24 protein-coding genes and 1 riboswitch are annotated in these 21,992 nt (G+C 45.6%); of the genes, 2 read left to right on the top strand and 22 right to left on the bottom strand.

The features are described from left to right. Positions 1–118: 118 nt before the first annotated feature. A complete protein-coding gene (locus tag AC4EHJ_RS15630; RefSeq protein ID WP_490976533.1) occupies positions 119–355 on the top strand; it encodes a YuzB family protein in 237 nt (78 codons plus the stop codon). A gap of 21 nt (positions 356–376) precedes the next feature. Here the strand turns inward: AC4EHJ_RS15630 and AC4EHJ_RS15625 are convergent, their stop codons facing one another. From AC4EHJ_RS15625 to AC4EHJ_RS15580, 10 genes are all read right to left on the bottom strand, one after another. Then, on the bottom strand, positions 377–1,141 hold the full coding sequence (locus AC4EHJ_RS15625; protein ID WP_490976532.1) for a TIGR01457 family HAD-type hydrolase: 765 nt from the start codon (positions 1,139–1,141) through the stop codon (positions 377–379). Beyond that, positions 1,128–1,586, bottom strand: a complete 459-nt coding sequence (locus tag AC4EHJ_RS15620; protein WP_490976531.1) for a DUF86 domain-containing protein — start codon at positions 1,584–1,586, stop codon at positions 1,128–1,130. Before AC4EHJ_RS15620 ends, AC4EHJ_RS15625 begins: the two co-directional genes overlap by 14 nt. 84 nt (positions 1,587–1,670) lie before the next feature. Further along, positions 1,671–2,015: a YutD family protein gene (locus AC4EHJ_RS15615; protein WP_490976530.1), complete on the bottom strand. Its 345-nt coding sequence runs from the start codon at positions 2,013–2,015 to the stop codon at positions 1,671–1,673. Between the two features lie 15 nt (positions 2,016–2,030). Beyond that, entirely contained in the window at positions 2,031–2,954 is a 924-nt protein-coding gene (gene lipA, locus AC4EHJ_RS15610; RefSeq protein WP_490976529.1) for a lipoyl synthase, read from the bottom strand. A 153-nt stretch (positions 2,955–3,107) separates the two neighbouring features. Further along, complete coding sequence (locus AC4EHJ_RS15605; protein ID WP_135501419.1) at positions 3,108–3,224, bottom strand: methionine/alanine import family NSS transporter small subunit; 117 nt, start codon at positions 3,222–3,224, stop codon at positions 3,108–3,110. Between the two features lie 14 nt (positions 3,225–3,238). Then, positions 3,239–4,759 (bottom strand): sodium-dependent transporter, encoded by a 1,521-nt coding sequence (locus AC4EHJ_RS15600; protein WP_490976528.1) that lies wholly within the window; start codon positions 4,757–4,759, stop codon positions 3,239–3,241. Between the two features lie 200 nt (positions 4,760–4,959). Continuing rightward, on the bottom strand, positions 4,960–6,534 hold the full coding sequence (locus AC4EHJ_RS15595; protein WP_490976527.1) for a Na+/H+ antiporter NhaC family protein: 1,575 nt from the start codon (positions 6,532–6,534) through the stop codon (positions 4,960–4,962). Positions 6,535–6,647: 113 nt separating this feature from the next. Then, positions 6,648–6,830: riboswitch (Lysine riboswitch) on the bottom strand. A 70-nt stretch (positions 6,831–6,900) separates the two neighbouring features. Next, on the bottom strand, positions 6,901–8,244 hold the full coding sequence (locus AC4EHJ_RS15590; RefSeq protein WP_490976526.1) for a bifunctional metallophosphatase/5'-nucleotidase: 1,344 nt from the start codon (positions 8,242–8,244) through the stop codon (positions 6,901–6,903). A gap of 13 nt (positions 8,245–8,257) precedes the next feature. After that, a complete protein-coding gene (locus AC4EHJ_RS15585; RefSeq protein ID WP_490976525.1) occupies positions 8,258–9,085 on the bottom strand; it encodes a sulfite exporter TauE/SafE family protein in 828 nt (275 codons plus the stop codon). After that, entirely contained in the window at positions 9,085–9,945 is an 861-nt protein-coding gene (locus tag AC4EHJ_RS15580) for a DUF72 domain-containing protein (protein ID WP_490976524.1), read from the bottom strand. Before AC4EHJ_RS15580 ends, AC4EHJ_RS15585 begins: the two co-directional genes overlap by 1 nt. Before the next feature lie 251 nt (positions 9,946–10,196). Here AC4EHJ_RS15580 and AC4EHJ_RS15575 point away from each other — a divergent pair, with 251 nt between their 5' ends. Next, on the top strand, positions 10,197–10,874 hold the full coding sequence (locus AC4EHJ_RS15575) for a DNA alkylation repair protein (protein WP_490976523.1): 678 nt from the start codon (positions 10,197–10,199) through the stop codon (positions 10,872–10,874). A 181-nt stretch (positions 10,875–11,055) separates the two neighbouring features. Here AC4EHJ_RS15575 and AC4EHJ_RS15570 read toward each other — a convergent pair whose 3' ends face one another. From AC4EHJ_RS15570 to AC4EHJ_RS15515, 12 genes are all read right to left on the bottom strand, one after another. Next, the gene (locus AC4EHJ_RS15570; RefSeq protein WP_490976522.1) at positions 11,056–11,241 is read right to left on the bottom strand and encodes a hypothetical protein; all 186 of its coding nucleotides are present in this window, start codon (positions 11,239–11,241) and stop codon (positions 11,056–11,058) included. A 187-nt stretch (positions 11,242–11,428) separates the two neighbouring features. After that, positions 11,429–12,826, bottom strand: coding sequence for a Fe-S cluster assembly protein SufB (sufB, locus tag AC4EHJ_RS15565; protein WP_490976521.1), 1,398 nt, complete (start codon positions 12,824–12,826; stop codon positions 11,429–11,431). 20 nt (positions 12,827–12,846) lie between these two features. After that, the gene (gene sufU, locus AC4EHJ_RS15560) at positions 12,847–13,287 is read right to left on the bottom strand and encodes a Fe-S cluster assembly sulfur transfer protein SufU (protein WP_490976520.1); all 441 of its coding nucleotides are present in this window, start codon (positions 13,285–13,287) and stop codon (positions 12,847–12,849) included. Continuing rightward, the gene (locus tag AC4EHJ_RS15555; RefSeq protein WP_490976519.1) at positions 13,277–14,506 is read right to left on the bottom strand and encodes a cysteine desulfurase; all 1,230 of its coding nucleotides are present in this window, start codon (positions 14,504–14,506) and stop codon (positions 13,277–13,279) included. The genes sufU and AC4EHJ_RS15555 overlap by 11 nt, the downstream gene beginning before the upstream one ends. Further along, the gene (gene sufD, locus AC4EHJ_RS15550) at positions 14,506–15,810 is read right to left on the bottom strand and encodes a Fe-S cluster assembly protein SufD (RefSeq protein WP_490976518.1); all 1,305 of its coding nucleotides are present in this window, start codon (positions 15,808–15,810) and stop codon (positions 14,506–14,508) included. The genes AC4EHJ_RS15555 and sufD overlap by 1 nt, the downstream gene beginning before the upstream one ends. Positions 15,811–15,828: 18 nt before the next feature. Then, positions 15,829–16,608 (bottom strand): Fe-S cluster assembly ATPase SufC, encoded by a 780-nt coding sequence (sufC, locus tag AC4EHJ_RS15545; protein ID WP_490976517.1) that lies wholly within the window; start codon positions 16,606–16,608, stop codon positions 15,829–15,831. Between the two features lie 271 nt (positions 16,609–16,879). Beyond that, complete coding sequence (locus AC4EHJ_RS15540; RefSeq protein ID WP_490976516.1) at positions 16,880–17,038, bottom strand: YuzK family famiily protein; 159 nt, start codon at positions 17,036–17,038, stop codon at positions 16,880–16,882. A 412-nt stretch (positions 17,039–17,450) separates the two neighbouring features. Then, a complete protein-coding gene (locus AC4EHJ_RS15535; protein ID WP_490976515.1) occupies positions 17,451–17,978 on the bottom strand; it encodes a hypothetical protein in 528 nt (175 codons plus the stop codon). A 101-nt stretch (positions 17,979–18,079) separates the two neighbouring features. Beyond that, positions 18,080–19,252, bottom strand: a complete 1,173-nt coding sequence (locus tag AC4EHJ_RS15530; RefSeq protein WP_490976514.1) for a dicarboxylate/amino acid:cation symporter — start codon at positions 19,250–19,252, stop codon at positions 18,080–18,082. A 147-nt stretch (positions 19,253–19,399) separates the two neighbouring features. Beyond that, complete coding sequence (locus AC4EHJ_RS15525) at positions 19,400–20,215, bottom strand: MetQ/NlpA family ABC transporter substrate-binding protein (RefSeq protein ID WP_490976513.1); 816 nt, start codon at positions 20,213–20,215, stop codon at positions 19,400–19,402. A gap of 34 nt (positions 20,216–20,249) precedes the next feature. Beyond that, the gene (locus AC4EHJ_RS15520) at positions 20,250–20,918 is read right to left on the bottom strand and encodes a methionine ABC transporter permease (RefSeq protein ID WP_490976512.1); all 669 of its coding nucleotides are present in this window, start codon (positions 20,916–20,918) and stop codon (positions 20,250–20,252) included. Beyond that, positions 20,911–21,936, bottom strand: a complete 1,026-nt coding sequence (locus tag AC4EHJ_RS15515) for a methionine ABC transporter ATP-binding protein (protein WP_490976511.1) — start codon at positions 21,934–21,936, stop codon at positions 20,911–20,913. Before AC4EHJ_RS15515 ends, AC4EHJ_RS15520 begins: the two co-directional genes overlap by 8 nt. Between the last annotated feature and the right edge of the window lie 56 nt (positions 21,937–21,992).

Here is a 21,992-nt window from a genome sequence, read left to right as displayed (position 1 = left end):
AATTTCTCAAATATGAGTATAGCTGATTGTGATGACTTTCACAATACATTAAGCGAAATCAAATAATTGACTAGCGCTTGAAAAAAAGGTAGGATTTCGTTGTAGTGAGGTGACCTAAATGAAACCGATTGTAGAATTTTGCATCAGCAATATCGTCAATGGCGCACAACAGTCTTTCGAAAAACTGGACCGCGACCCGAATCTTGACGTTCTAGAATATGGCTGTTTAAGCTATTGCACAAAATGTTCTGAAGGCCTTTATGCCTTGGTAAACGGCGAAATCGTCGAAGCTGATACTCCTGAAGAATTGACAGACAAGGTCTATGAGTTTATAGAAGAAAATCCGTTGTTTTAAAGCCGCTTTTCAGCGGCTTTTTTATATGCGCCAAAAATCAAGATTTTCAAGAGCGTAAGTCGGCTGATGCTCTTTTTCGAGTACTTTATCTGTCGGCGTTACGCCGGTATTAACGTGGATGGTATCGATGCCATAATTGATGCCTGCCAGGATATCGGTATCGTAATTGTCCCCGATCATCACCATTTCGTGCTTTTCGAATCCATATTCATGGAGAATCGTTTCCAGCATATGGCGCTCGGGTTTGCCGATATACACCGGGTCAACATCAGTCGATGCTGAAACGAGTGTTGTAAAGGCCCCGTTGCCTGGCAAAAATCCTCTTTCAGAAGGAAAGGCCAAGTCTTTGTTCGTTGACAAGAAGACAGCGCCTTTGCGGACTTCCAAGCAGGCTTGCGCCAATTTCCCGTACGTGATTCCGGGATCAATCCCCATCAAGACGATGTCAGCCCCTTGTTCTACGCGCTCGATTCCTTCCTGATCAAGCGCTTGCTCAAGCCCATCCGAGCCGATCATAAAAACCGTTTGGCCCGGGTACCAGCGTTTGATGTATTTAGCTGCGGCTATTGCCGATGATACGATTTGTGATTCCAGGGTGTCTATTCCGAAACGATGCAATTTTACGTTCAATTGTTTTTGGGTCATGGAGGCATTGTTCGTTACAAAAAACGGTTCAATTCCTTTACCCTGCAGCCGTTTGACGAATGAAGCCGCTGCCGGCACCGCGTCGGTTCCGCGGTAGACGGTTCCATCGAGGTCCAGGCAATATGCTTTATAACTTTTCATCGTTGGCCTCCGGAAGAAATGCAGACACAGGACCCAGTTCGTGCGTTAAATAATGTTCCACTTTAGGACCGAATTTTTTCAATGCCGGCAAATTGCTATCCAATACGGAATGGATTTTTTGATGGTCTGCTTTCATAAACTCGCGCACGAGCATTTTGCGTACTTCTACTACAGTCTTTAACGGCTGGTCCATATCAGCATCAATCACTTTTTCATCCGTCAAAATATCGATGATGTCCTCGTAGCTGCCAGGGTCGCGCATGATGAATCCGTCGATCATGGAATTCCCCACATCGATGATTGATTCGATGACATTATTAGCTAATCGCTCAAGGGCGAGCTGCTCAGTAAAAGATGGCCATTCTTTTTTCTCTTCGTATAAAGCAAGCAACGAATTCATATACCCCACTGTTTCCGTTATCTTATTGCGGTCGATAAAATACATATAAAACCCTCCATTAAAATAAGCTCTTTTCATGCTGCCGTCTCTTTCTATCATACCATAGGGATAGAAAAAACCTCCGGCGGATCAAGCTTCCGCTTCGGAGGTTTGGTGTATTTCTTCTTGTTCTTGGGCTGCCGTTTCTGCCGGAGCAGGTGCTTTTCCACCTTTTTTTATGACGAAATAGGCACAGCCGAAATTACAGTATTCGTATAAATAATCCTGCAATGTGCTGATTTTAGTATCGTAAGTCGCTTTGTGATTGGCGTCTTCAAAAAATCCTTTTAGGCGGAGCTGTCCATATCCCCAGTCGCCGAGAATGTAATCGTATTTCGATAATATTTCACTGTAGCGGCCATTCAATGCCTCTTCCTGGAATCCATCCCGGTAATCAATCAGGACTTCATATTCCCATTGGTCCAATACGAACATCTTTGTCACCACCTATCAACTATCTGCTGCTGCAGTCTGTATATCCCCTAGCCGTTGGCGTTCTTTGGCTGCGGCATTCACCTGCTCATCTGCATGGTAGCTGCTGCGCACAAGAGGACCTGCCTGGCAATGCGAGAATCCTTTATCCATTGCAAGTTGCCAAAGTTCCTTGAATTCCTTCGGCGAATAATATTTTTGTACCGGCAAATGCTTTTTCGAAGGCTGCAGGTACTGGCCAATTGTCATGATATCCACATCGTTCGCACGCAGATCATCCATCACTTCAAGGATTTCATCATGGGTTTCGCCCAGTCCGAGCATCAATGACGATTTCGTCGGGATTTCTGGACGGATTTCTTTGGCGCGCCGCAGTACTTCCAGTGAGCGGTCGTAGGTCGCCCGAGCTCTGACTCGCGGCGTCAAGCGGCGCACCGTTTCAATATTGTGATTCAGGATATCCGGCTCCGCTTCCATCAGCCGCTGCAGGTTCTCGTAAACGCCGCCCATATCCGATGGCAGCACTTCCACTGTTGTAAACGGGTTGGCACGTTTGATGGCCCGCACCGTTTCAGCAAACACTGCAGACCCTCCGTCTTTTAAATCATCCCTTGCTACAGCAGTAATGACCGTATGCTTCAAGTTCATCAGCTCGACGGATTTAGCAACGCGTTCAGGCTCCTGCAAATCGAGCTCGTTCGGTAGACCTGTTTTCACTGCGCAGAAACGGCAAGCGCGGGTGCAGATTGCTCCTAAAATCATGAAAGTGGCAGTGCGCCGCGTTCCCCAACATTCGTGTATATTCGGGCATCGGGCTTCTTCGCAAACAGTGTTCAAATTATTTTCACGCATCATTTTTTTCAGATCCGTGTAGTTTTCATTTGTGTTCAGCTTAATCTTTAACCAATCGGGCTTTCTAAGATGTTCCTGCTTTGTAGACACGTTCATCGTCCCCATTCATGTTGGTTTTGTAAACGCCAGCTTTTCTCTTCCAAATGTACCATAAAGACTACTTGCCCACAATATGCCTGACTTCCCCTTGCACTGTCGGACAACATAAAAACCCGGAAGCGCAACCGCTTCCGGGTCTTCGAATTATGCAGCTCTTTTGGCTTCCTTGCTTTTTTTGACAGCGTGCCCGATGCTTGCGCCCAGGCCGCCCCAAATGATGACCATACCAATGATCATTACAACAATAGCTTCAGTTGACATTGTGTAAGTCCCCCTTATTTGTGCTCGTCGAACTGAGCATGGTCTTTATGCCATTTTCCGACTGAGAAGAGAATTCCCAAAACGATTGCGGCAATTGCTACGCCAGCGCCGCCGAACATGATGAACGTATCGGTATAACCTTCGTAGTTCCCTGTGTCGTTATCGAACTCTTTTAGAAGGTTCGTTTTCAACAAACCAAACATCATATAGCCCAAAACAATTGGAGTTACTACGCCTAAGCAGATTTTCCACCAGCCGCCAAGATGAATATCCGAGATAGCGTTAGCATGGTCTCTCAGCATATCCGCTTTGCGGAATACCCAAACGATCAAGACCACTTCCACTAAGCCGATAGCTGCGACACCAAATTGGTTGATGAAATAATCAGCAGCATCCAGGAAGAACAGTCCGCCTTGCGTTGCGAACAAGATAGAAATCAATGCCGCAAGACCGCCGCCTATAGCGATGGCTTTATTGCGGCCCAAGCCGAATTTTTCAGAGAAGCCCGCAACGTAAGTTTCTGTGATTGAAATCAATGAAGTCAATCCTGCAAGCGTCAAGGACAAGAAGAACAATGCCCCGAACAGCCCATTAAAGCCAGGGAATTCATTAATAATTTGCGGGAAGACAACGAATGCCAATCCTACACCCGCTGCAGCCACATCTGCTACTGCAACGCCTTGCTGGTTTGCCATGAAGCCAAGTGCCGCAAAAACACCAATACCGGCAAGCAACTCAAAAGCCGAGTTGGCAAATCCAGTGATGAATGCATTGTTTGTGATATCCGATTTTTTCGGAAGGTAACTTGAATAAGTGATCATGATTGCAAACGCAACAGACAAACTGAAGAAAATATGCCCGTATGCCGCTACCCAAACCTGAGGATTCATGATGGCATCAAAATTCGGTTTGAAGAAAGCATCAAGACCCATCGCTGCTCCATCCAGCGTTAACGCACGGACAACAACGATCAAGAAGATGACGACCAATGTCGGAATGAAAATACGGTTCGCCATTTCAATTCCTTTTTTAACTCCTGCAAATAGAATTCCCAGTGTGATGGCCCATACAAGCACCAACGGAATGAATACACCCCATACTATTCCGCCAGTTTGCCCTGGTGTCACTGTCAATTGAAGGAAATCGTTAAACAGAAATGCTTCGGTGTCTGATCCCCAAGCCTGGTTGAATGAGAAAATCGTGTAACGCATAGACCAAGCGATGATAACTGCATAATAGGTGGATATGACAAATGAGACAAATACTGCCCACCAGCCCAGCCACTCCATTTTCTTGCCGCCCATTCTAAAGAATGATAACGGTGCGGATCCACGGTATTTATGCCCAATGGTGAATTCTAAAATTAGAATTGGTATCCCTGCGGTCAACAGAGCGAATAAGTACGGTATAAAGAATGCTCCTCCACCATTTTCATAGGCTACATATGGAAAACGCCAAATGTTCCCCAAACCTACCGCCGAGCCGACTGCCGCTAAAATAAAACCGGCGCGTGTGCCCCATTGCGAACGTTCCATTTTTCTTCCCCCTTTTTTGTCTTCTTCCATTTTTCTTACAGAAAAATAGGAAGTTTGTTTATTTTCAGATTATTGACTAATCTAAAATTAGTATAACTATGGGTTCCTCTAAAGTAAAGATAATTCCGGAAAAAATTTCTTAAAAACTATTACTGCAATAATAAAAAAGCAGAGATCCAAGATCTCTGCTTTTAAAACCACTAGCTATTTGCTTGTTTTTCTAAAATTGTAGTTCGTTTTGACCATACAAGGAATAATACTGCTAAAATGACTATGACTGTCAGTAGCGACCATAGAAGTGAACCTGTAAAACCTATTACGATGTAGCCGACCGCTGCTATAGCAGCTGCAGTCAATGCATAAGGCAATTGAGTCAACACATGGTCCATATGGTTGCTTCCTGCACCGGTAGACGACAGAATCGTCGTATCGGAAATTGGTGAACAATGGTCTCCGAACACTGCGCCTGCCAAAACCGCTGCAAGTGCTGGCAGCAGTAATTCTGGTGCAGCTTGTGCCATGATATTTCCGGCAATTGGCAGCAAGATCCCGAAAGAGCCCCATGAAGTTCCTGTTGAGAAGGCCATGATTCCTGCAAGTACGAAAAGCAGCACAGGAAGGATTTCAATCGGCATATTGCTTTCAGTAACAAAATCAGCCAAATACAGTCCTGTCTCCAATGCACCAATCAAATAACTCAACGACCATGCAAAAATCAAAATCAGCACAGCTCCAAGCATAGAACGGATGCCTTCAAAGATGCCTTTTCCAACCCAAGACGCTTTCGCTGTTTTATTGTGTTTGAATTGGCGAACGTACAATAGGATGGAAGAAATCGCACCCAATAAACCGCCGGCCATCAAAGAAGCAGGAACATCCGTGTTTTCAAAAATTGCCCAGATATCCAAGATCTGCCCTGCATTCTGGTAACCGGTCCAAATCATTGCCCCGATCGTTCCTGCAACCAGCAAGATGATCGGCAAAAGCAGATCCGTCACACGGCCGTGACCATGGACCGGGAAGTCTTCTTTCATCTCCCCAGGAATTGTTTTCTTGGCATCGAATAGTTCGCCCGTTGTAATAGCGCGTGTTTCGTGTTTTTTCATAGCACCGAAATCGACATCGCGCACTGCGACGAAAAAGACGATTGCCAATGCTGCGACTACGTAGAAATTCATCGGAGCCATCCAGATGAACGCTTCAAGCGCAGACATCTGAACAAAAGTCTGTGCCGACAAGATGCTGGCGATGATTCCGATGATTGCCGCTCCCCAGCTGGAAACAGGCGAAATAACACAAACAGGTGCAGCCGTTGAATCGATGAAATAAGCAAGTTTAGCGCGTGAAATTTTGTAGCGGTCCGTAATCGGACGTGCTACTTGGCCAACTGCCAACGCATTGAAATAATCATCGATGAAAATGACCATTCCGAGCACGACTGTCAGCACTTTTGCGCCTCGGCGTGTTTTGATGCGTTCAGATGCCCAATCGGCAAATGCCATACTGCCGCCCGACAGGCTGACAAACGCGGTAATGATTCCGAGCAAAAACAAGAACAGCAGGATAAAGACGTTATAAGCGTTGAACCCTCCGTCCCAGAACGTGATGGCAAATGAATTGAAGATTTCCGTAGCGGCTTGCACCGGCGCGAAAGAAGTCAAAATGAACGCCGCAGCGACAATCCCTGCGCCAAGCGACAACAGTACACGTTTTGTCAGCAGGACCATGACGATTGCCACGATTGGCGGCAAAATCGAAAAAATAGTGTTTTCCATGTTAAATTCCTCCTTTTTTAATAGGATGGAAGAGAAAGTAAGAAAAAAAGGCTGATTGTTCCCAATGGATACAATCAGCCTTCTACAATTCGTCTGTGTGGTAAAACATCAAACAACCCTGTAGCTCTTCGTCTATGCAAAACACAGACGACAGTGACATTCTTGTTCAGAATGACCCCAGCCTCTTTTTCAGTGACAGCTGAAAAAGAAACTTCGGCAAAACCCCCTTTCGGATGCGAGCAACCATGTCATACCCCCGCACCCTACTGATAAGCCTTGCAGCCTCTACCCATCGATATTGAATTCATTAAAAGCATAGCGCACAATATTAATGAAATCAAATGAATTTCAACTCCGAATATTCACTCATTTCACCGGTTTAGTGCGGAAAAATTGGCTAAAGACATCGCGCAGAAATTCCGGCATGAAATACGTTTTCGGAGCACGCTTCAGCTCCGGGAAAAAATAGCCGAACGTGAACATATCTAGTGTGATCAAGTTGAACATTTCATCATGCCGCGCGCGGCGGCCGCCAATGTGCAGCTCATGCCCGACCAATGAAAAGTTGACGCGGACCATGTTGCCGAAAACCGCCCCTCTGAAACCCATCCCTTTCAATTCGATATTCGGCCAGTCAGCGTTCAACGATTGAAGAAAGATTTCTTTCAGTTCTGCACCACTCAACTCGATCATGCACAAATTGATCGGATGCGGCAACATCTTATGGAAATCGTAACGCGTTGTCTCGCCGAGCGGCATATCTTCCATGAACAACCCAGCATTGAACAACGCACAATCCGCACCGGAGTATTCCAGCATCGCTTGGCCGAAAAGTTCAGCAAGTTCTGAGTCTTTGAACCACTCTGCCTTTAAAGGCTTGTCGTTGTAAAAGACCGGTTCGTTCAGCTGCATTTTGCCCTCCTCAATGAGCATGTCATTGAACCCTTCATCATTGCTGCGCAGATCGGCCGTTTCAATCAGCTCTGCTTCCCGCTCCCCCGTAACTGGGTCGATTGTGATATGGCCTATAAACATGCCGAACTTCCCGGCAGCACCGAGCAGCGAATCATTGATCATTTTCCCTTCGTGGAAAATATGGTGGGTATGCGCGCCAAGGATGATATCCAAGTCGCTGCACATTTCTGCAAGCAGCTCATCTTCCCTGATACCAAGATGCGAAAGGCAGACGATAAAATCGACGGTCCCCTTCAGCTCTGCGGCGGCTTCAACAATGGATTGCTTAGCATCTGACACTGTCCAGCCAAGGCGCTTGTAAAAAGGCGTGAATTCCGCAGTCGCCCCGACCAACCCGATTTTCCGGCCCTCCGCAGTCGAGACGACTGCTGATGGTTTTGCCCAAGACGGACGGCGGCCTTCAGCGGTGAAAAGATTTGATACCACCACATCAAAATCAGCTTGTATATATAACTCGTCCAATTCTTTTTTCGACAAAGTAATGCCTTCATTGTTCCCAATGGTCACTGCATCATAGCCAGCATCGTTTAGAAGATCCACATTGCCTTTCCCGGCAGTCCCTTCACTAAAAGGGTGCGAACGGTCAACATGGTCGCCGATATCCAAAATCAAGCATGTATCGCCCGCCTCCTCATGCCAGCGCTTGCGTTCATGCAAAAAGGCACGGATCTCCGGCCAATGTGAAAAATGGCTGTGGAGATCATTTGTATGATAAATATGAATAATTTCCCCCATGTTCTGCACCTCTTTAAATACTGAATAATCCCTCATAAATCGAACGCAAGCCAAGGATCAGCAACGCTAGCCGCAAAATGACGACAAGCGTCTCCGATTTTATCTTTTTGTTCAATGACGCACCAATCTTAGCTCCGATGTACGCCGTAGGCACAATCGCAAGTGTATAAATCCAAGGCACATTGCCTAGTGAAATATGCGTGATTGAATTGATAATGGAAGATAAGAACACCATCAACATTGACGTACCGACCGCGACATGCGGCGGGAACAAGAACAGTAGGATCATAGCGGGCACCATAATGGACCCTCCACCGATGCCGAATAGCCCCGATGCGAAACCGACGCCGAACGTCAACAGCAAAGCGAACCATATTGGATAACCATAAACATATTCCTTGTTCATCGAATCCGTGAATGTGTTCTTTTTACCGTTTTCAACAAACCAGTAGACAACCTTCAATTTGTCCCTAACCAATAATAATAGGGATAAGAAGACTAGCAGAATGCCGAAATACAAATTGAATGATGGCAGGTCGAGCCCTTTATTGACAAAGGCGCCTACTACTGTACCCGGAGCGCTCCCTGCAAAGAAGATAAGCGCGCTCCGGTAGTCGACCGTCTTGACCTTTATATAAGACAATGTGGAAGACAAGCCGGTGAAAATCATCATGATGACAGATAAACCGACGATTTGCTGAGGGCTCAAATCGGGGAAGAAAGCGACAGTGGCTACTAGGAACAACATCGCCGGAACCAGAATAACCCCGCCTCCGAGTCCGATCAACGCTCCCACTATGCCCGATAACAATCCTACAATCGCCAGCAATACAAATTCCATTAAAATCCTCCTTCAAATAAATCCAGTTGCTTTGCGGACAAACCATTGAATTCCAAGCCGTTCATGCTTTGGAACTGTTTGGCATCCCCAGCCGCATGCCCGCCGGAATTATTATTGAATATGACATAAACGGTTTCGGAAGATTTCTGAAGGGTTTCAACCGCGCTGCTGATTTCACGCAATTCTTCTTCGTTGTAATCATACAAATAACGAACTTCGCGCCACTTTTGGCCTCCGCCTGGATTTGTCCAGCCGTGCACATTACGCCCGTGGATACGCAATAGTGCTTTGTCACCGCGCGTTGACGCTGCCACTAGCGGGACAGAACCATCCCCTGCCTGCGGTTCGTCGCATACCGTATGGATCAAGTTGTTTTCCTTCAAAAATTCCAGCGTTTTATCGCGGAATTCCGGCGCATACCAGGACTGGTGGCGGAATTCAATCGCCATGTCGAACTCTTGTAGATGGCCGGTGATTTCTCTTATTTGTTCCACATTATCCTTCTGACAATCAAACCAAGGTGGAAATTGCAGCAGCACCATCGCCAATTTCCCCGCTTCCTTCATGGGACGGATCGATAAGCGAAACGCTTCAAACATTTCTTCTCTACTGTCAAAAGGGTTTTCCCCGCGCAGATGGCCAGTCATGCCTTGGTAGGCTTTCACAACGAACTGAAAACCATCTGGCGTCTCATTTATCCACTTGGTGATGTTGCGCGCCGGCTGAACGGCATAGAATGAAGAATCCAGCTCGACAATCGGGAAATGGGCACTATAATCAATGAGTTTTTCAGTCTTTTTCGAATCCGGGCTGTAGACGTCCGGATGGTCGCCCCAACCTGTCAATCCTACGTTTATCATCGTCCCGCCTCCATTTTTCACTGTTATTTTATGATAGCATAGAAAAAAACGAACGTCTTTTATGAGGACGCTTCATAATCGTTTGTGTCAGCTTTCAGCCTTTTGCTGAATAAGGAGTGAATGGGTATCATTTAGCAATTTCTTCTATACAATGTAAACCGCACTCTGCTTCATTAAAATCCTCTATTGTTTTATTTCCCACCTATTGAATATGCTACACTTTTTTAAAAGCTAACTGGAGATGGTAAAAGATGAAAACAGATTGGAACCATAACAAGCTTACCGAAAAATTCGAAGCACACCGTGATGAAACCCTAGCCCTTCTGATGGCTGCCTATATGAGAAACCAGTTCACTTTCCTGGGCATAAGAACGCCTTTGCGGAAAGCTTTGCTAAAAGAACAGTTTGCGGAATGCCGACTCCCGGAACTAAACCGCTTGGTGGAAGAAGTCTGGACTCTATATAAGTTTCCGGAACGCGAGTACCAGTACGCTGCAATCGCTCTGCTCGATAAGATGAAAAGCCAATTATCAGTCCATGACCTGCCTTTTCTTCGCGAACTGGTGGAAAGCAAGCCCTGGTGGGACAGTGTCGATTCCATCGCGCCGCGTATTGTCGGGCACGTGATTCAACATGAACGAAATGCCGGTGCTGCCGCAATGTTTGAATGGTCAAGCGCGAGTAATATGTGGACCAACCGGGCAGCCATTCTTCATCAATTGAAATTCAAGCAAGCAACAGACACTGCGGTGCTCAGCCGCATCATTTTACAGCATGCCAATTCATCCGAGTTCTTTATCCAAAAGTCCATCGGCTGGGCGCTGCGGGAATACGCCAAAACCGATCTGGAATGGGTAAGAGATTTTGTTGCCACTTCTACGCTGCAGCCGTTAAGCATTCGGGAAGCATTGAAAAATATCAAAAAGTAAAAGATCAGCGCAGATGCGCCGGGCTTTTATTGTGGTGTTCAAACTCAATCTCTTTATCCCAATCATCGATTTAATTTAGAAGCTCCTGCTTTTATTTTAACGTATAAAAATAGCCTTAAGCATACAAGCAGTATGCTTAAGGCTATTCTCCCTTGTCCAAATAATATTTCATTTCAGCCTCTTAAAAAATTCCGCCGATCCCTTTGCTTCCAATTACAGATTTTGCAGATTCCATCAGTTCATTTTTTTCATTTTCATTGATTTGACCATCTTCATAAGCTTGCTTAGCTTGTATGATTACGTCTTTTGCTTGTCCCATGTCTGCGTTGCTAAGCTTTTCTTTCAATGCATCGAATGCTTGGCTCATGTGCAGCAAACCTCCTTGTATTCTATCTTCTTGGTTTATATACCCCACGAGCAGACTGTAAAACTGCAAAGTTTTTCATTAGAAAACTCGAAAAAAATTTACATCATTTGCATTCGGTAACAATAAAACTCCAAAAAAATAGCCCTTGGCATGAGCAAAGCCATACCAAGGGCCATTAATTAATCCATTAACCGATAGAGCCTTCCATTTCAAACTTGATCAAACGGTTCATTTCTACCGCATATTCCATCGGCAATTCTTTCGTGAACGGTTCGATAAAGCCCATTACGATCATTTCTGTCGCTTCTTGTTGAGAAACGCCGCGGCTCATCAAGTAGAACAATTGCTCTTCAGATACTTTCGAAACTTTCGCTTCGTGCTCTAAAGAAACATTGTCATTCAAGATTTCGTTGTATGGAATCGTATCAGATGTAGACTGATTGTCCATAATCAGCGTATCGCATTCGATGTTCGAACGCGCGCCGTCGGCTTTGCGGCCGAAGTGGACGATTCCGCGGTAGGAAACTTTCCCGCCTTGTTTCGAAATCGATTTTGAAACGATTGACGAAGATGTATTTGGAGCCAAGTGGATCATTTTCGCTCCAGCATCCTGGTGCTGCCCTTTGCCAGCGATAGCGATCGACAGGGTCATGCCGCGTGCGCCTTCGCCTTTCAAGTAAATAGCTGGATATTTCATCGTCAATTTAGAACCGATGTTGCCATCGATCCATTCCATTGTACCGTTCGCATCAACGAAAGCGCGTTTCGTTACAAGGTTGAAGACGTTGTTCGCCCAGTTCTGGATAGTCGTGTAACGGCAATATGCGTCTTTTTTCACGATGATTTCAACTACAGCCGAGTGCAATGAATTCGTCGTGTAAACCGGTGCTGTACAGCCTTCTACATAATGAACGCTTGCGCCTTCATCAACGATGATCAGTGTACGTTCGAATTGGCCCATGTTTTCCGAGTTAATGCGGAAATAAGCTTGAAGCGGAGATTCCACTTTAATGCCTTTAGGGACATAGATGAACGATCCGCCTGACCATACTGCCGTATTCAAAGCTGCGAATTTATTGTCAGCAGCTGGAATAACTGATTGCCAGTATTCCTTGAATAAGTCTTCGTTTTCACGAAGTGCAGAACCGGTATCTTTAAAGACGATTCCCATGTCTTCCAATTCGACTTTCATGTTGTGGTAAACAACTTCGGATTCATACTGCGCTGAAACACCTGCAAGGTATTTCTGCTCAGCTTCAGGAATGCCGAGTTTGTCGAATGTCGCTTTGATTTCTTCCGGCACTTCGTCCCAAGATGTCTGGCTCTGCTCAGATGGTTTTACGTAATACGTAATTTCATCGAAGTTCAATGAAGCCAGGTCGCCGCCCCATTGTGGCATTGGCATTGAGTAAAACAATTTTAGTGCTTTCAGGCGGGAATTGAGCATCCATTCCGGTTCTTCCTTGATTTTCGAGATTTCTCTGACGATGTCTTCCGTCAGACCGCGTTTGGATCTGAAGATCGAGACATCTTTGTCATGGAACCCATATTTATAATCGCCGATTTCTGGCATTTTCTTAGCCATCGCCGTTCCTCCGTTCTGTGTTACGATTTTTCTTCGCTTTGTACACCCTTTTCCATGGCTTTCCATGCAAGCGTCGCGCATTTGATGCGCGCCGGGAATTGCGAAACTCCTTGAAGAGCTTCGATATCACCCAAGTCGATTGAGTCATCATACTCTTTGCCAAGCATCATGTCCGAAAAGATGCGCGAAAGTTTTAACGCATCTTCCACTGCTTGGCCTTTGACCGCCTGCGTCATCATTGAAGCTGATGCCATGGAAATCGAGCAGCCTTCGCCGTCAAATTTTGCATCTTTGACAATGCCGTCTTCGACTTGTAGCGTCAGCAAGATTCGGTCTCCACAAGTCGGGTTGTTCATTTCTATATTAACACTGTTCTTGTCGAGCGTGCCTTTGTTGCGCGGTGTTTTATAATGGTCCATAATCACGCGTCGGTAAAGTTGATCTAAATTATTAGAAGACATCGTTGAAATACTCCTTTGCTGAACGCAGTCCTTCTACAAGACGGTCGATATCCGACTCGTCATTGTAAAGATAGAAGCTTGCGCGGGCTGTGGCTGAAACGTCCAGCCATTTCATAAGCGGCTGTGCGCAATGGTGGCCAGCGCGTACAGCGATTCCGCTCATATCCAAGACCGTTGCGACATCATGCGGATGGACATCATTCAAATTGAAAGTGACGATGCCTGCCCGTTTTGCTGGATCTGTTGGGCCGTAGATTTCGAGCCCTTCAATCCCGCTCATTTTGTCCATCGCGTAGGCAGCCATTTTATGCTCGTGCTTTTCGATTTCATTCAAGCCGATATCATTCAGAAAATCGATTGCTGCACCTAAGCCGACAGCGCCGGCAATAATCGGCGTCCCGCCTTCGAATTTCCACGGCAGCTCTTTCCAGGTAGAGTCATAAAGACCGACAAAATCAATCATTTCGCCGCCGAATTCAATTGGTTCCATATCGTTCAAAAGAGCTTTTTTACCATATAACACGCCGATGCCGGTCGGTCCGACCATCTTATGACCTGAAAACGCGAAGAAATCGCAGTCCAGCTCCTGAACATCAATTTTCAGGTGGGGAGCAGCTTGTGCTCCATCCACGACCATGACAGCGCCGACTTCATGGGCAATCTGCGCAACTTCTTTTACCGGATTCATCGTGCCAAGGACGTTGGAAACGTAAACCATGGACACGATTTTCGTCCGGGCCGTAATAGCTGCACGAACTTGTTCCAATGAAATGGTACCATCTTCTTCAAGTTCAATATATTTCAGGACAGCTCCGCGTTCTTTCGCCAATTGCTGCCACGGAATGATGTTCGAATGGTGCTCCATATAAGTGATGACAATTTCATCGCCTTCTTCGACATTTGCTCGGCCATAGCTTTGTGCAACCAAATTGATGGCTGTGGTAGTGCCGCGCAGGAAGATGATTTCTTCTGTCGATTGGGCATTGATGAATTTACGCACTTTTTCACGTGCGCCTTCGTATTTCTCAGTAGCGCGGTTGCCTAGTGTATGGACACCTCTATGGACGTTCGAGTTGTCGAATTCGTAGTAATTCTTCAGCGCCTCGATCACCTGCACCGGCTTTTGGGAAGTTGCCGCACTGTCCAGATAAACCAGTGGATGGCCGTTGATTTCTTGATTCAGGATCGGAAAATAGCTTTTAATCTCTTTAGGTATCATTAGCGGACTTTCCTTTCGATAACCTCCGTCAATTGCTTTTTAACGCCTTCGATTGGCAATACGCGTACTACCGGTGCCAGGAAGCCGTGAATAACAAGACGTTCAGCTTCTTGTTTTGAAATACCTCGGCTCATCAAGTAGAACAATTGAAGCGGATCCACGCGGCCGACTGAAGCGGCGTGCCCTGCTGTAACATCATCTTCATCGATCAGAAGCATCGGGTTGGCATCCCCGCGCGCTTTCGGGCTAAGCATCAGCACACGTGATTCTTGCTCTGCGTTGGCTTTGGTTGCGCCATGCTCGATTTTGCCGATGCCATTGAAAATGGCTGACGCCGAATCTTTCATGACGCCATGCTTCAAGATCTGTCCGTCTGAGTTTTTGCCCCAGTGGATGATTTTCGTTGTGAAATTCTGTTTCTGTGAACCGCGTCCGACCACCACCGTCTTCGTATCACCGACAGAATTGTCGCCGATCAAGAAAGTCGTGTTTTCTGAAATCGTGTCGCTGTCGTTCATCATGCCAAGCGCCCATTCGATGCGTGAGTCGCGCTTTGCAACACCGCGTCGGTTGACGTAGGTTGTGAAGCCTTCAGCCAATACATCCACTGCGCCATAAGTGACTTGTGCATTATCTTCTGCAATAACTTCAGAGACGATGTTTGCCAGGCCTTTTGCATGCGGCACTGTCGAAATATATGTTTCCACATATGTCACTTGGCTGCTCGTGTCCGCCACGACCAATGCGTGGTTGAACAATGACGCATTCTCATCGTCGTGGATGAAGATAACTTGTACAGGCTCTTCCACTACAACGTTTTTAGGAACGTAAAGGAAAACTCCGCCGTTCAAAAGAGCAGCGTGCAATGCAGTCAATTTATGCTCTTCAGCTTTAACCGCATCTTTCATGAAATATTTGCCCACTAAATCCGCATGGTCGCGGATTGCAGTGAAAATATCAGTCAAGATGACGCCTTTCGCTTTTAAGTCATCAGATAAAGCCGTAAATGCCGGCGTATTATTGTGTTGGATATAAAGATTTTTCTGTTTAAGATCAACCAATGATTTCACTTCTTCAGGAAGCTCTGTTAATGAAGAATACGTTGAGCTTTCTGTCGAATGTACCGGAAACTCCGTAAAGTTCCAGCTTGTGATTTTCGTTTTATCCGGTTTTGGCAAAGGCAACACTTCTGCAGCTGCCAAAGCCTGGACGCGCAGGTTCGTAAACTCTTCTGGTTCTGATTTAGAAGCCGAGAAGGAGCGCACGTCCTGCTCGGTCACTTTTAAGTTTGTTTCAACCGTCACGTTAGTCTCCCCTTCCAATTAAGCTTCTTGTCCTACTGTCTCGTCTTCAATACCAAGCTCAGTTTTGATCCAGTCATAGCCTTCAGCTTCCAATTTAAGTGCAAGTTCTTTGCCGCCGGATTTAACGACGCGGCCTTGCATCATCACGTGGACGTGGTCTGGTGTAATATAGTTCAGCAAACGCTGATAATGAGTGATGATCAAGCAACCGAAGTTTTCGCCTTTCATCTGGTTGATGCCATCAGAAACAACTTTAAGCGCATCGATATCCAGTCCGGAGTCGATTTCATCCAATATCGCGAATGTCGGTTTAATCATCATTAATTGAAGAATTTCGTTGCGTTTCTTTTCGCCGCCTGAGAAGCCTTCGTTTAAATAGCGCTGTGCCATTTCCTGGTCCATATCAAGCGTCTCCATCTTGCTGTCAAGTTCGCGGATGAACTTCATCAATGAAATCTCTTCGCCTTCCGCGCGTCGAGCATTGATCGCAGAGCGCATAAAGTCAGCATTTGTCACGCCTGAAATTTCGCTCGGGTATTGCATGCCAAGGAATAGGCCTGCACGTGCGCGCTCATCCACTTCCATTTCAAGAACGTCTTCTCCATCAAGAAATACCGATCCTGATGTTACTTCATATTTCGGATGCCCCATGATAGCAGAAGCCAATGTAGACTTCCCAGTTCCGTTAGGTCCCATGATGGCATGAATTTCACCTGTATTAATTGTTAAGTTTACACCCTTTAAAATCTCTTTATCTTCGATTTTAACGTGCAAATCTTTAATGATCAAAGTTGACATGTATATACCTCCATAAAGTTAATGTTGAATGGAATTCCATTCTTAATTAGTATCATTCTAATCTTACATGAAATGGGGCTTTGTAGCAAATCTTTAAATCGGCTCTGAAAACCAACGGCAAACAATTTAAAATACTGTATTTGCCCTAATTTCAAGAGGTTTTTCCCTCATACCAAACCTGTTTCCGCATTTTCAATAACTGATCGCTAAATGAGAAATAAGCAAACAAAAAACCGGCACTTAAAGGCGCCGGCCGTGTCAATTTCGTCTATTATGAATTTCTGTGTACTTGACGTTCCAAACGAGCAGCAACTTGTTGGCCCTGCCGATAATCCTGTTCTCTCCGTTGTTCCACTTCAATAATCTTGTCAGTGTCGTTTTGATATTCGTCGATACCAAATCCGTGGACATCCCTAAAAGCCTGTTCCATTTTTTCTGTGTGCTCAATTCCATTTGAATCGATAGCGGTTCATCCCTTTCCGGTTTGTATTACTTGTAAAGTATACCCCGGATATTCCAGATAAAACCCAAAATTAGTGAACTTCTATAAAATGGCTCTTTTGTCTTATGAATTACCAGAAAATTCAAAACACCCTAAATTTATTCTTTTTAAGAATAATGTCTCAGAATTTGATTATAATTTTTCATTTTACTTCACCGTATTTTCATGACTCGAAGCTACTAAAGCAATCCAGAGACAGGCGGACGCGTTCCGCTGGCACGGCTTCAGCCGCGCAAGCTTCTTCGCAACGGCCTCTCTCTAATTCTTGGATGCATGCCTTCACAGCTATTTTCCGGAATATAGGAACAAAAAAAGGTCCAGCAGATGCCGGACCTTTTGTTTATTGGCTTACTTCGTTGTAGATGCTTGAAGGGTTAAGCTCTTGCGCTTCCAATAAGGCATTGAACTTCTCGTCTGCATCTTGGAATTTTGCATTTGCCGCTTCGAAAGAAGCTTCTTTCGTCAGCTCTTCAGCTTTTATGTCGTAAGACTCTTTAATAGAAGCTAGTGCAGCTTCGATATCAGCTTTTTGTTCTTCGAGCGTTTCAGGAATTTCTATTCCTTCTACTGCTGCGGAAGTTTCTTCAGCTGAAGCTTTAGCTGCATCCTTCATTGTTTGAAGTTCTTCAGCTTTAGGCAATGTGCCTTCTGTCTGTGCCATTTCAAAAGCGTTCAAGTCTGCATCTGTTGCATTGATCGTATTTGGAACTGACATGTAGAAACGCATCATTTCCTGTTTCGCATTGCCTGCCTCTTTTGCAGCACCATTTGTTGCAGGTGCTTCTTCAGTAGCCCCGCTAGTTTTATCTTCACCGCAAGCTCCTAATAGAAGTGCAACTGAGAAACCGATAACCAGTAATTTCTTCATAAATATTTCCCCCTTTTTCTTACAATCCAAAGTTATAGTAGCACAGCTTTTTCTGATTGTATATATTTGGGAGAAAAGTCGAAATAGAGGAAATATTGGTTTTATTGCAACGCTTTTTTTCCATTTGTGAAGCGATCGACGATCATTGACAAAGCACCGTCGCCAGTTACGTTTGTTGCAGTACCAAAGCTATCTTGTGCTAAGTAAAGGGCTATCATAAGTGCGACCATGGTTTGATCGAAACCGAGCATCGATTCAAGCAGCCCGATAGCAGCCATTACTGCCCCGCCTGGAACACCAGGTGCAGCAATCATTGTTACACCAAGCATCAAGATGAATGGCAAGATGCTGCCAAAAGCCGGCACTTCGCCAGTCAATAACATGACGCCGACTGCACAAGACACGATTGTGATTGTGCTGCCGGAAAGGTGAATCGTTGCAAACAGCGGCACTGCGAAGTCAACAACACGTTCGTTGGCTCCGGTCTTGCGTGCTTGCTGGACGGTAACTGGAATTGTTGCCGCAGATGACTGGGTGCCAAGCGCGGTAAAGTAAGCCGGCATCATCGTTTTCAGCAAGAAGAATGGATTTTTTTTATTCAAGGTACCGGCAGTCGTGTATTGCAGCAGGAGCATGATCCAGTGAAGGATGAGGATCATGACGAATACAACAGCAAACAATGACAAAATTTCAGCAACTGCCCCGCCGTATGCCATATTGCCGAAAATCCCGAAAATATGGATTGGCAGCAATGGAATGATTACATATGAAATCGTCTTTTCAATAACCGCCTGGAATTCATCAAAGAACGAAATCATTGTTTTGCTGCCTGTTGAAGCCATACCGATTCCAAGCAAAAACGCGAGAATCAAAGCGGACATAACGCCGAATACTGGCGGCATTTCCAATGCGATATACGATGCAGCAAGTGCATGTTCCGGATCATCGATGTTGCTCATCGATCCGGCTTTCATGAAATTCGGTAAAATTGTCGTTGATGCCACAAATGCCAGAATGCCAGCAATTATTGTCGAGAAATAAGCGAAAAATGTGGCAAGCCCCAGTAATTTCCCTGAGCCTTTTCCGAGTTTAGCAATACCTGGAGCGATAAAACCAAGAATGATCAATGGAACAATGAAATTCAAAAAGCTTCCAAAAATAGCGGTGAACGTGGCAAAAACGCGAGCCAGCCATTCAGGCGCAAATGAACCGATTAACACTCCTAAAGCGATTGCCAAAATAATTCTTGGCAGCAAACCAAACTTAATCTTCATTATTTTGTCCTCCCCATATGAACAATTGTATTATCATTATTATTCAAAAGTATCATAGGAGGCAAAAAAATAGAATAGTTTGAGAAAAACGCGGAATATTTTCATTATTTTATCAAAATAAAAAAGCATCCTCTCGGATGCTTTTTGTCAATCTACAGGTACGACAGAGCCGCCCCATTCTTCCAAGATAAAGTCTTGGATTTCTTGTGATTTCAATACTTCGACCAATGCTTGGACATTTTCCTTGTCCTCATCGCCTTTGCGGACCGCAATGATGTTGACATATGGTGAGTCTGAATCTTCAAGAGCAATGGAATCTTCCATAGGGTTCAAGCCAGCATCGATTGCGTAGTTAGAGTTAATCAATACAGCGTCACCTTCGCCTTGCTCGTACATTTGCACTAAAATTGCTGCTTCGTAATCTGTTTCAAACTGCAAGTTTTTAGGGTTTTCCGAAATGTCGCTGACTTCTGCGGTCGTTTTCTCCACAGCTTCATCCAACTTAATCAAACCTTGCGCTTCAAGCATAGATAAAATGCGGCCGTGATCTGCAACTGAACTGCTCATTAGGATAGTAGCACCCTCTGGAAGTTCTTCCAAAGAATCGTATTCTTGAGAATAAACGCCGATTGGCTCGATGTGGATACCGCCGGCATTTTCAAACTCATAGCCGAACTCTTCTACTTGTGAAGCCAGATAAGGAACGTGCTGGAAGTAGTTAGCGTCAATTTCACCTGCTTCTAAGTCTTGGTTCGGTAAAATGTAGTCTTGGTATGATTCGATTTCAAGTTCGATGCCTTGTTCTTCAAGAATCGGTTTAGCTTGTTCAAGAATTTCAGCGTGCGGCACATTCGATGCACCGATTTTCAATGTTGATGACTCTTCGCCTGAGCCGCCTTCGTCTGCTCCGCATCCCGCTAATGCGAATGCTGTTAATAATGTTCCTGCTACAAATTTCTTCATGTTGTCAGTCTCCCTTTTTATGTGTTTTTTATGATTAGCGTTTGTCCGACTTTACAGTCAAACGGTCACCGATAAACTGGATGGCAAATACAATGATCAATATGAGGATCGTGGCCATAAGTGTGACGTCTTGACGGCTTCTTTGGAAACCATCAAGGAACGCCAGGGTGCCAAGGCCGCCGGCTCCGATGATGCCTGCCATTGCGGTATAACCGACAAGGGCAATGGCTGTCACCGTGATGCCGGAAATAAGTGCCGGTTTTGATTCTGGAAGCAGCACTTTGCGAATGATGGTCCACGTGCTTGCACCCATTGACCGGGCAGCTTCGATTACGCCTTTGTCAATTTCTTTCAGGGCGATCAATACCATGCGTGCATAAAATGGTGCAGCACCGATGATCAACGCCGGCAATGCGGCGTTCGGTCCGCGAATCGTTCCGATCATATACTTCGTGAATGGAATCAGTAAAATGATTAAGATGATGAACGGAATTGAACGGAAAATATTGACGAATGCACCGGTCAGCCAATTGACAATGCTGTTGGCCCATAATTGCTTCGGTGCTGTCAAAAATAGGACGATGCCGAGCACCAAACCGATGACAAACGTGAAGAATGTCGACATCGCGGTCATGTAAATGGTTTCGAGCGTAGCTTCCCACATATCATTCCAGTCGACGTTCGGGAATAATGACTCAATCATTTGCCATCACCTCCGTTTGGACGTCTTCTGCATTAAGGAAGGCGATCGCTTCATCAATTTCAGGCTGTGAGCCTTTTATTTGTAAGATCAATGTTCCATAAGCCCCTCTTTGCGTATGTGCGATATTCCCCTGCACAATGTTGATATCGACAGGGTATTTGCGAATCAGTTTCGTTAAGATCGGCTGCTCGGTTTGGTCTCCGACGAATACCAGTTTGATGAGGACACCCGACGGATACAGTTCGCGCAAATGCTTAATGGTTGCCTGGGAATCTTCGGTGTCTGTCACCTGAGCAACAAATCGTTTGGTGATGTTTTCTTTTGGCGCCTGGAAAACGTTCAGCACGTCGCCCAATTCGACGACGCGGCCGCCTTCCATGACGGCGACACGGTGGCAGATTTTGCGGATGACATGCATTTCATGGGTGATCAGCACAATCGTCAATCCTAAGCGTTTGTTGATATCCACCAATAAATCCAGGATCGAATCGGTCGTCTGCGGATCCAATGCAGAAGTGGCTTCATCGCATAGCAGCACTTCCGGGTTGTTCGCTAAAGCACGGGCAATGCCGACGCGCTGCTTTTGCCCTCCGGATAGCTGCGCAGGATACGCGTTCTCTCTTCCGGTAAGGCCGACAAGCTCCACAAGTTCCAAGACACGCTCAGCGCGTTTTTCTTTCGGCACTCCTGCAATTTCAAGCGGGAATTCGATATTCTCTTTGACGGTGCGCGACCACAGCAAATTGAAATGCTGGAAAATCATGCTGACTTTTTGGCGTGCTTTGCGCAAGTCCTTGCTGTTGATCGCTGTGATGTCCTGGCCGTTGATGACGACTGACCCCGACGTCGGCTTTTCCAATCCGTTCAATAAACGGATGAGCGTGCTCTTGCCCGCTCCACTATAGCCGATGATGCCGAAAATCTCGCCTGGTGCAATGTCCAGTTCCACTCCATCGACCGCTGTCAACGAGCCTTTGCCCGTATCGAACACTTTCGATAACTTTTTAAGTTCAATCATTCCATAAACACTCCTAATCCAAAAATAAAAACCCTTCTGCGCAGAAATGAGCAGAA

This window comes from Planococcus sp. TJ-301 (genome assembly GCF_058268475.1).
The sequence above is the reverse complement of the archived record's forward strand: the minus strand, read 5'-3'. Positions and strand labels throughout refer to the sequence as shown.

What these genes read in the sequence shown, in the direction of transcription:
- AC4EHJ_RS15575 (WP_490976523.1), top strand. Translation starts at nt 10,197, where the DNA reads ATGAAAACAGATTGGAACCATAACAAGCTTACCGAAAAATTCGAAGCA.
- AC4EHJ_RS15590 (WP_490976526.1), bottom strand. Translation starts at nt 8,244, where the DNA reads ATGGGGGAAATTATTCATATTTATCATACAAATGATCTCCACAGCCAT.
- AC4EHJ_RS15540 (WP_490976516.1), bottom strand. Translation starts at nt 17,038, where the DNA reads ATGGAACAGGCTTTTAGGGATGTCCACGGATTTGGTATCGACGAATAT.
- AC4EHJ_RS15615 (WP_490976530.1), bottom strand. Translation starts at nt 2,015, where the DNA reads ATGTTCGTATTGGACCAATGGGAATATGAAGTCCTGATTGATTACCGG.
- AC4EHJ_RS15535 (WP_490976515.1), bottom strand. Translation starts at nt 17,978, where the DNA reads ATGAAGAAATTACTGGTTATCGGTTTCTCAGTTGCACTTCTATTAGGA.
- AC4EHJ_RS15580 (WP_490976524.1), bottom strand. Translation starts at nt 9,945, where the DNA reads ATGATAAACGTAGGATTGACAGGTTGGGGCGACCATCCGGACGTCTAC.
- AC4EHJ_RS15595 (WP_490976527.1), bottom strand. Translation starts at nt 6,534, where the DNA reads ATGGAAAACACTATTTTTTCGATTTTGCCGCCAATCGTGGCAATCGTC.
- AC4EHJ_RS15555 (WP_490976519.1), bottom strand. Translation starts at nt 14,506, where the DNA reads ATGATACCTAAAGAGATTAAAAGCTATTTTCCGATCCTGAATCAAGAA.
- AC4EHJ_RS15620 (WP_490976531.1), bottom strand. Translation starts at nt 1,586, where the DNA reads ATGTATTTTATCGACCGCAATAAGATAACGGAAACAGTGGGGTATATG.
- AC4EHJ_RS15605 (WP_135501419.1), bottom strand. Translation starts at nt 3,224, where the DNA reads ATGTCAACTGAAGCTATTGTTGTAATGATCATTGGTATGGTCATCATT.
- AC4EHJ_RS15530 (WP_490976514.1), bottom strand. Translation starts at nt 19,252, where the DNA reads ATGAAGATTAAGTTTGGTTTGCTGCCAAGAATTATTTTGGCAATCGCT.
- AC4EHJ_RS15600 (WP_490976528.1), bottom strand. Translation starts at nt 4,759, where the DNA reads ATGGAACGTTCGCAATGGGGCACACGCGCCGGTTTTATTTTAGCGGCA.
- AC4EHJ_RS15515 (WP_490976511.1), bottom strand. Translation starts at nt 21,936, where the DNA reads ATGATTGAACTTAAAAAGTTATCGAAAGTGTTCGATACGGGCAAAGGC.
- AC4EHJ_RS15625 (WP_490976532.1), bottom strand. Translation starts at nt 1,141, where the DNA reads ATGAAAAGTTATAAAGCATATTGCCTGGACCTCGATGGAACCGTCTAC.
- sufB (WP_490976521.1), bottom strand. Translation starts at nt 12,826, where the DNA reads ATGGCTAAGAAAATGCCAGAAATCGGCGATTATAAATATGGGTTCCAT.
- AC4EHJ_RS15585 (WP_490976525.1), bottom strand. Translation starts at nt 9,085, where the DNA reads ATGGAATTTGTATTGCTGGCGATTGTAGGATTGTTATCGGGCATAGTG.
- AC4EHJ_RS15570 (WP_490976522.1), bottom strand. Translation starts at nt 11,241, where the DNA reads ATGAGCCAAGCATTCGATGCATTGAAAGAAAAGCTTAGCAACGCAGAC.
- sufC (WP_490976517.1), bottom strand. Translation starts at nt 16,608, where the DNA reads ATGTCAACTTTGATCATTAAAGATTTGCACGTTAAAATCGAAGATAAA.
- AC4EHJ_RS15630 (WP_490976533.1), top strand. Translation starts at nt 119, where the DNA reads ATGAAACCGATTGTAGAATTTTGCATCAGCAATATCGTCAATGGCGCA.
- AC4EHJ_RS15520 (WP_490976512.1), bottom strand. Translation starts at nt 20,918, where the DNA reads ATGATTGAGTCATTATTCCCGAACGTCGACTGGAATGATATGTGGGAA.
- sufU (WP_490976520.1), bottom strand. Translation starts at nt 13,287, where the DNA reads ATGTCTTCTAATAATTTAGATCAACTTTACCGACGCGTGATTATGGAC.
- AC4EHJ_RS15525 (WP_490976513.1), bottom strand. Translation starts at nt 20,215, where the DNA reads ATGAAGAAATTTGTAGCAGGAACATTATTAACAGCATTCGCATTAGCG.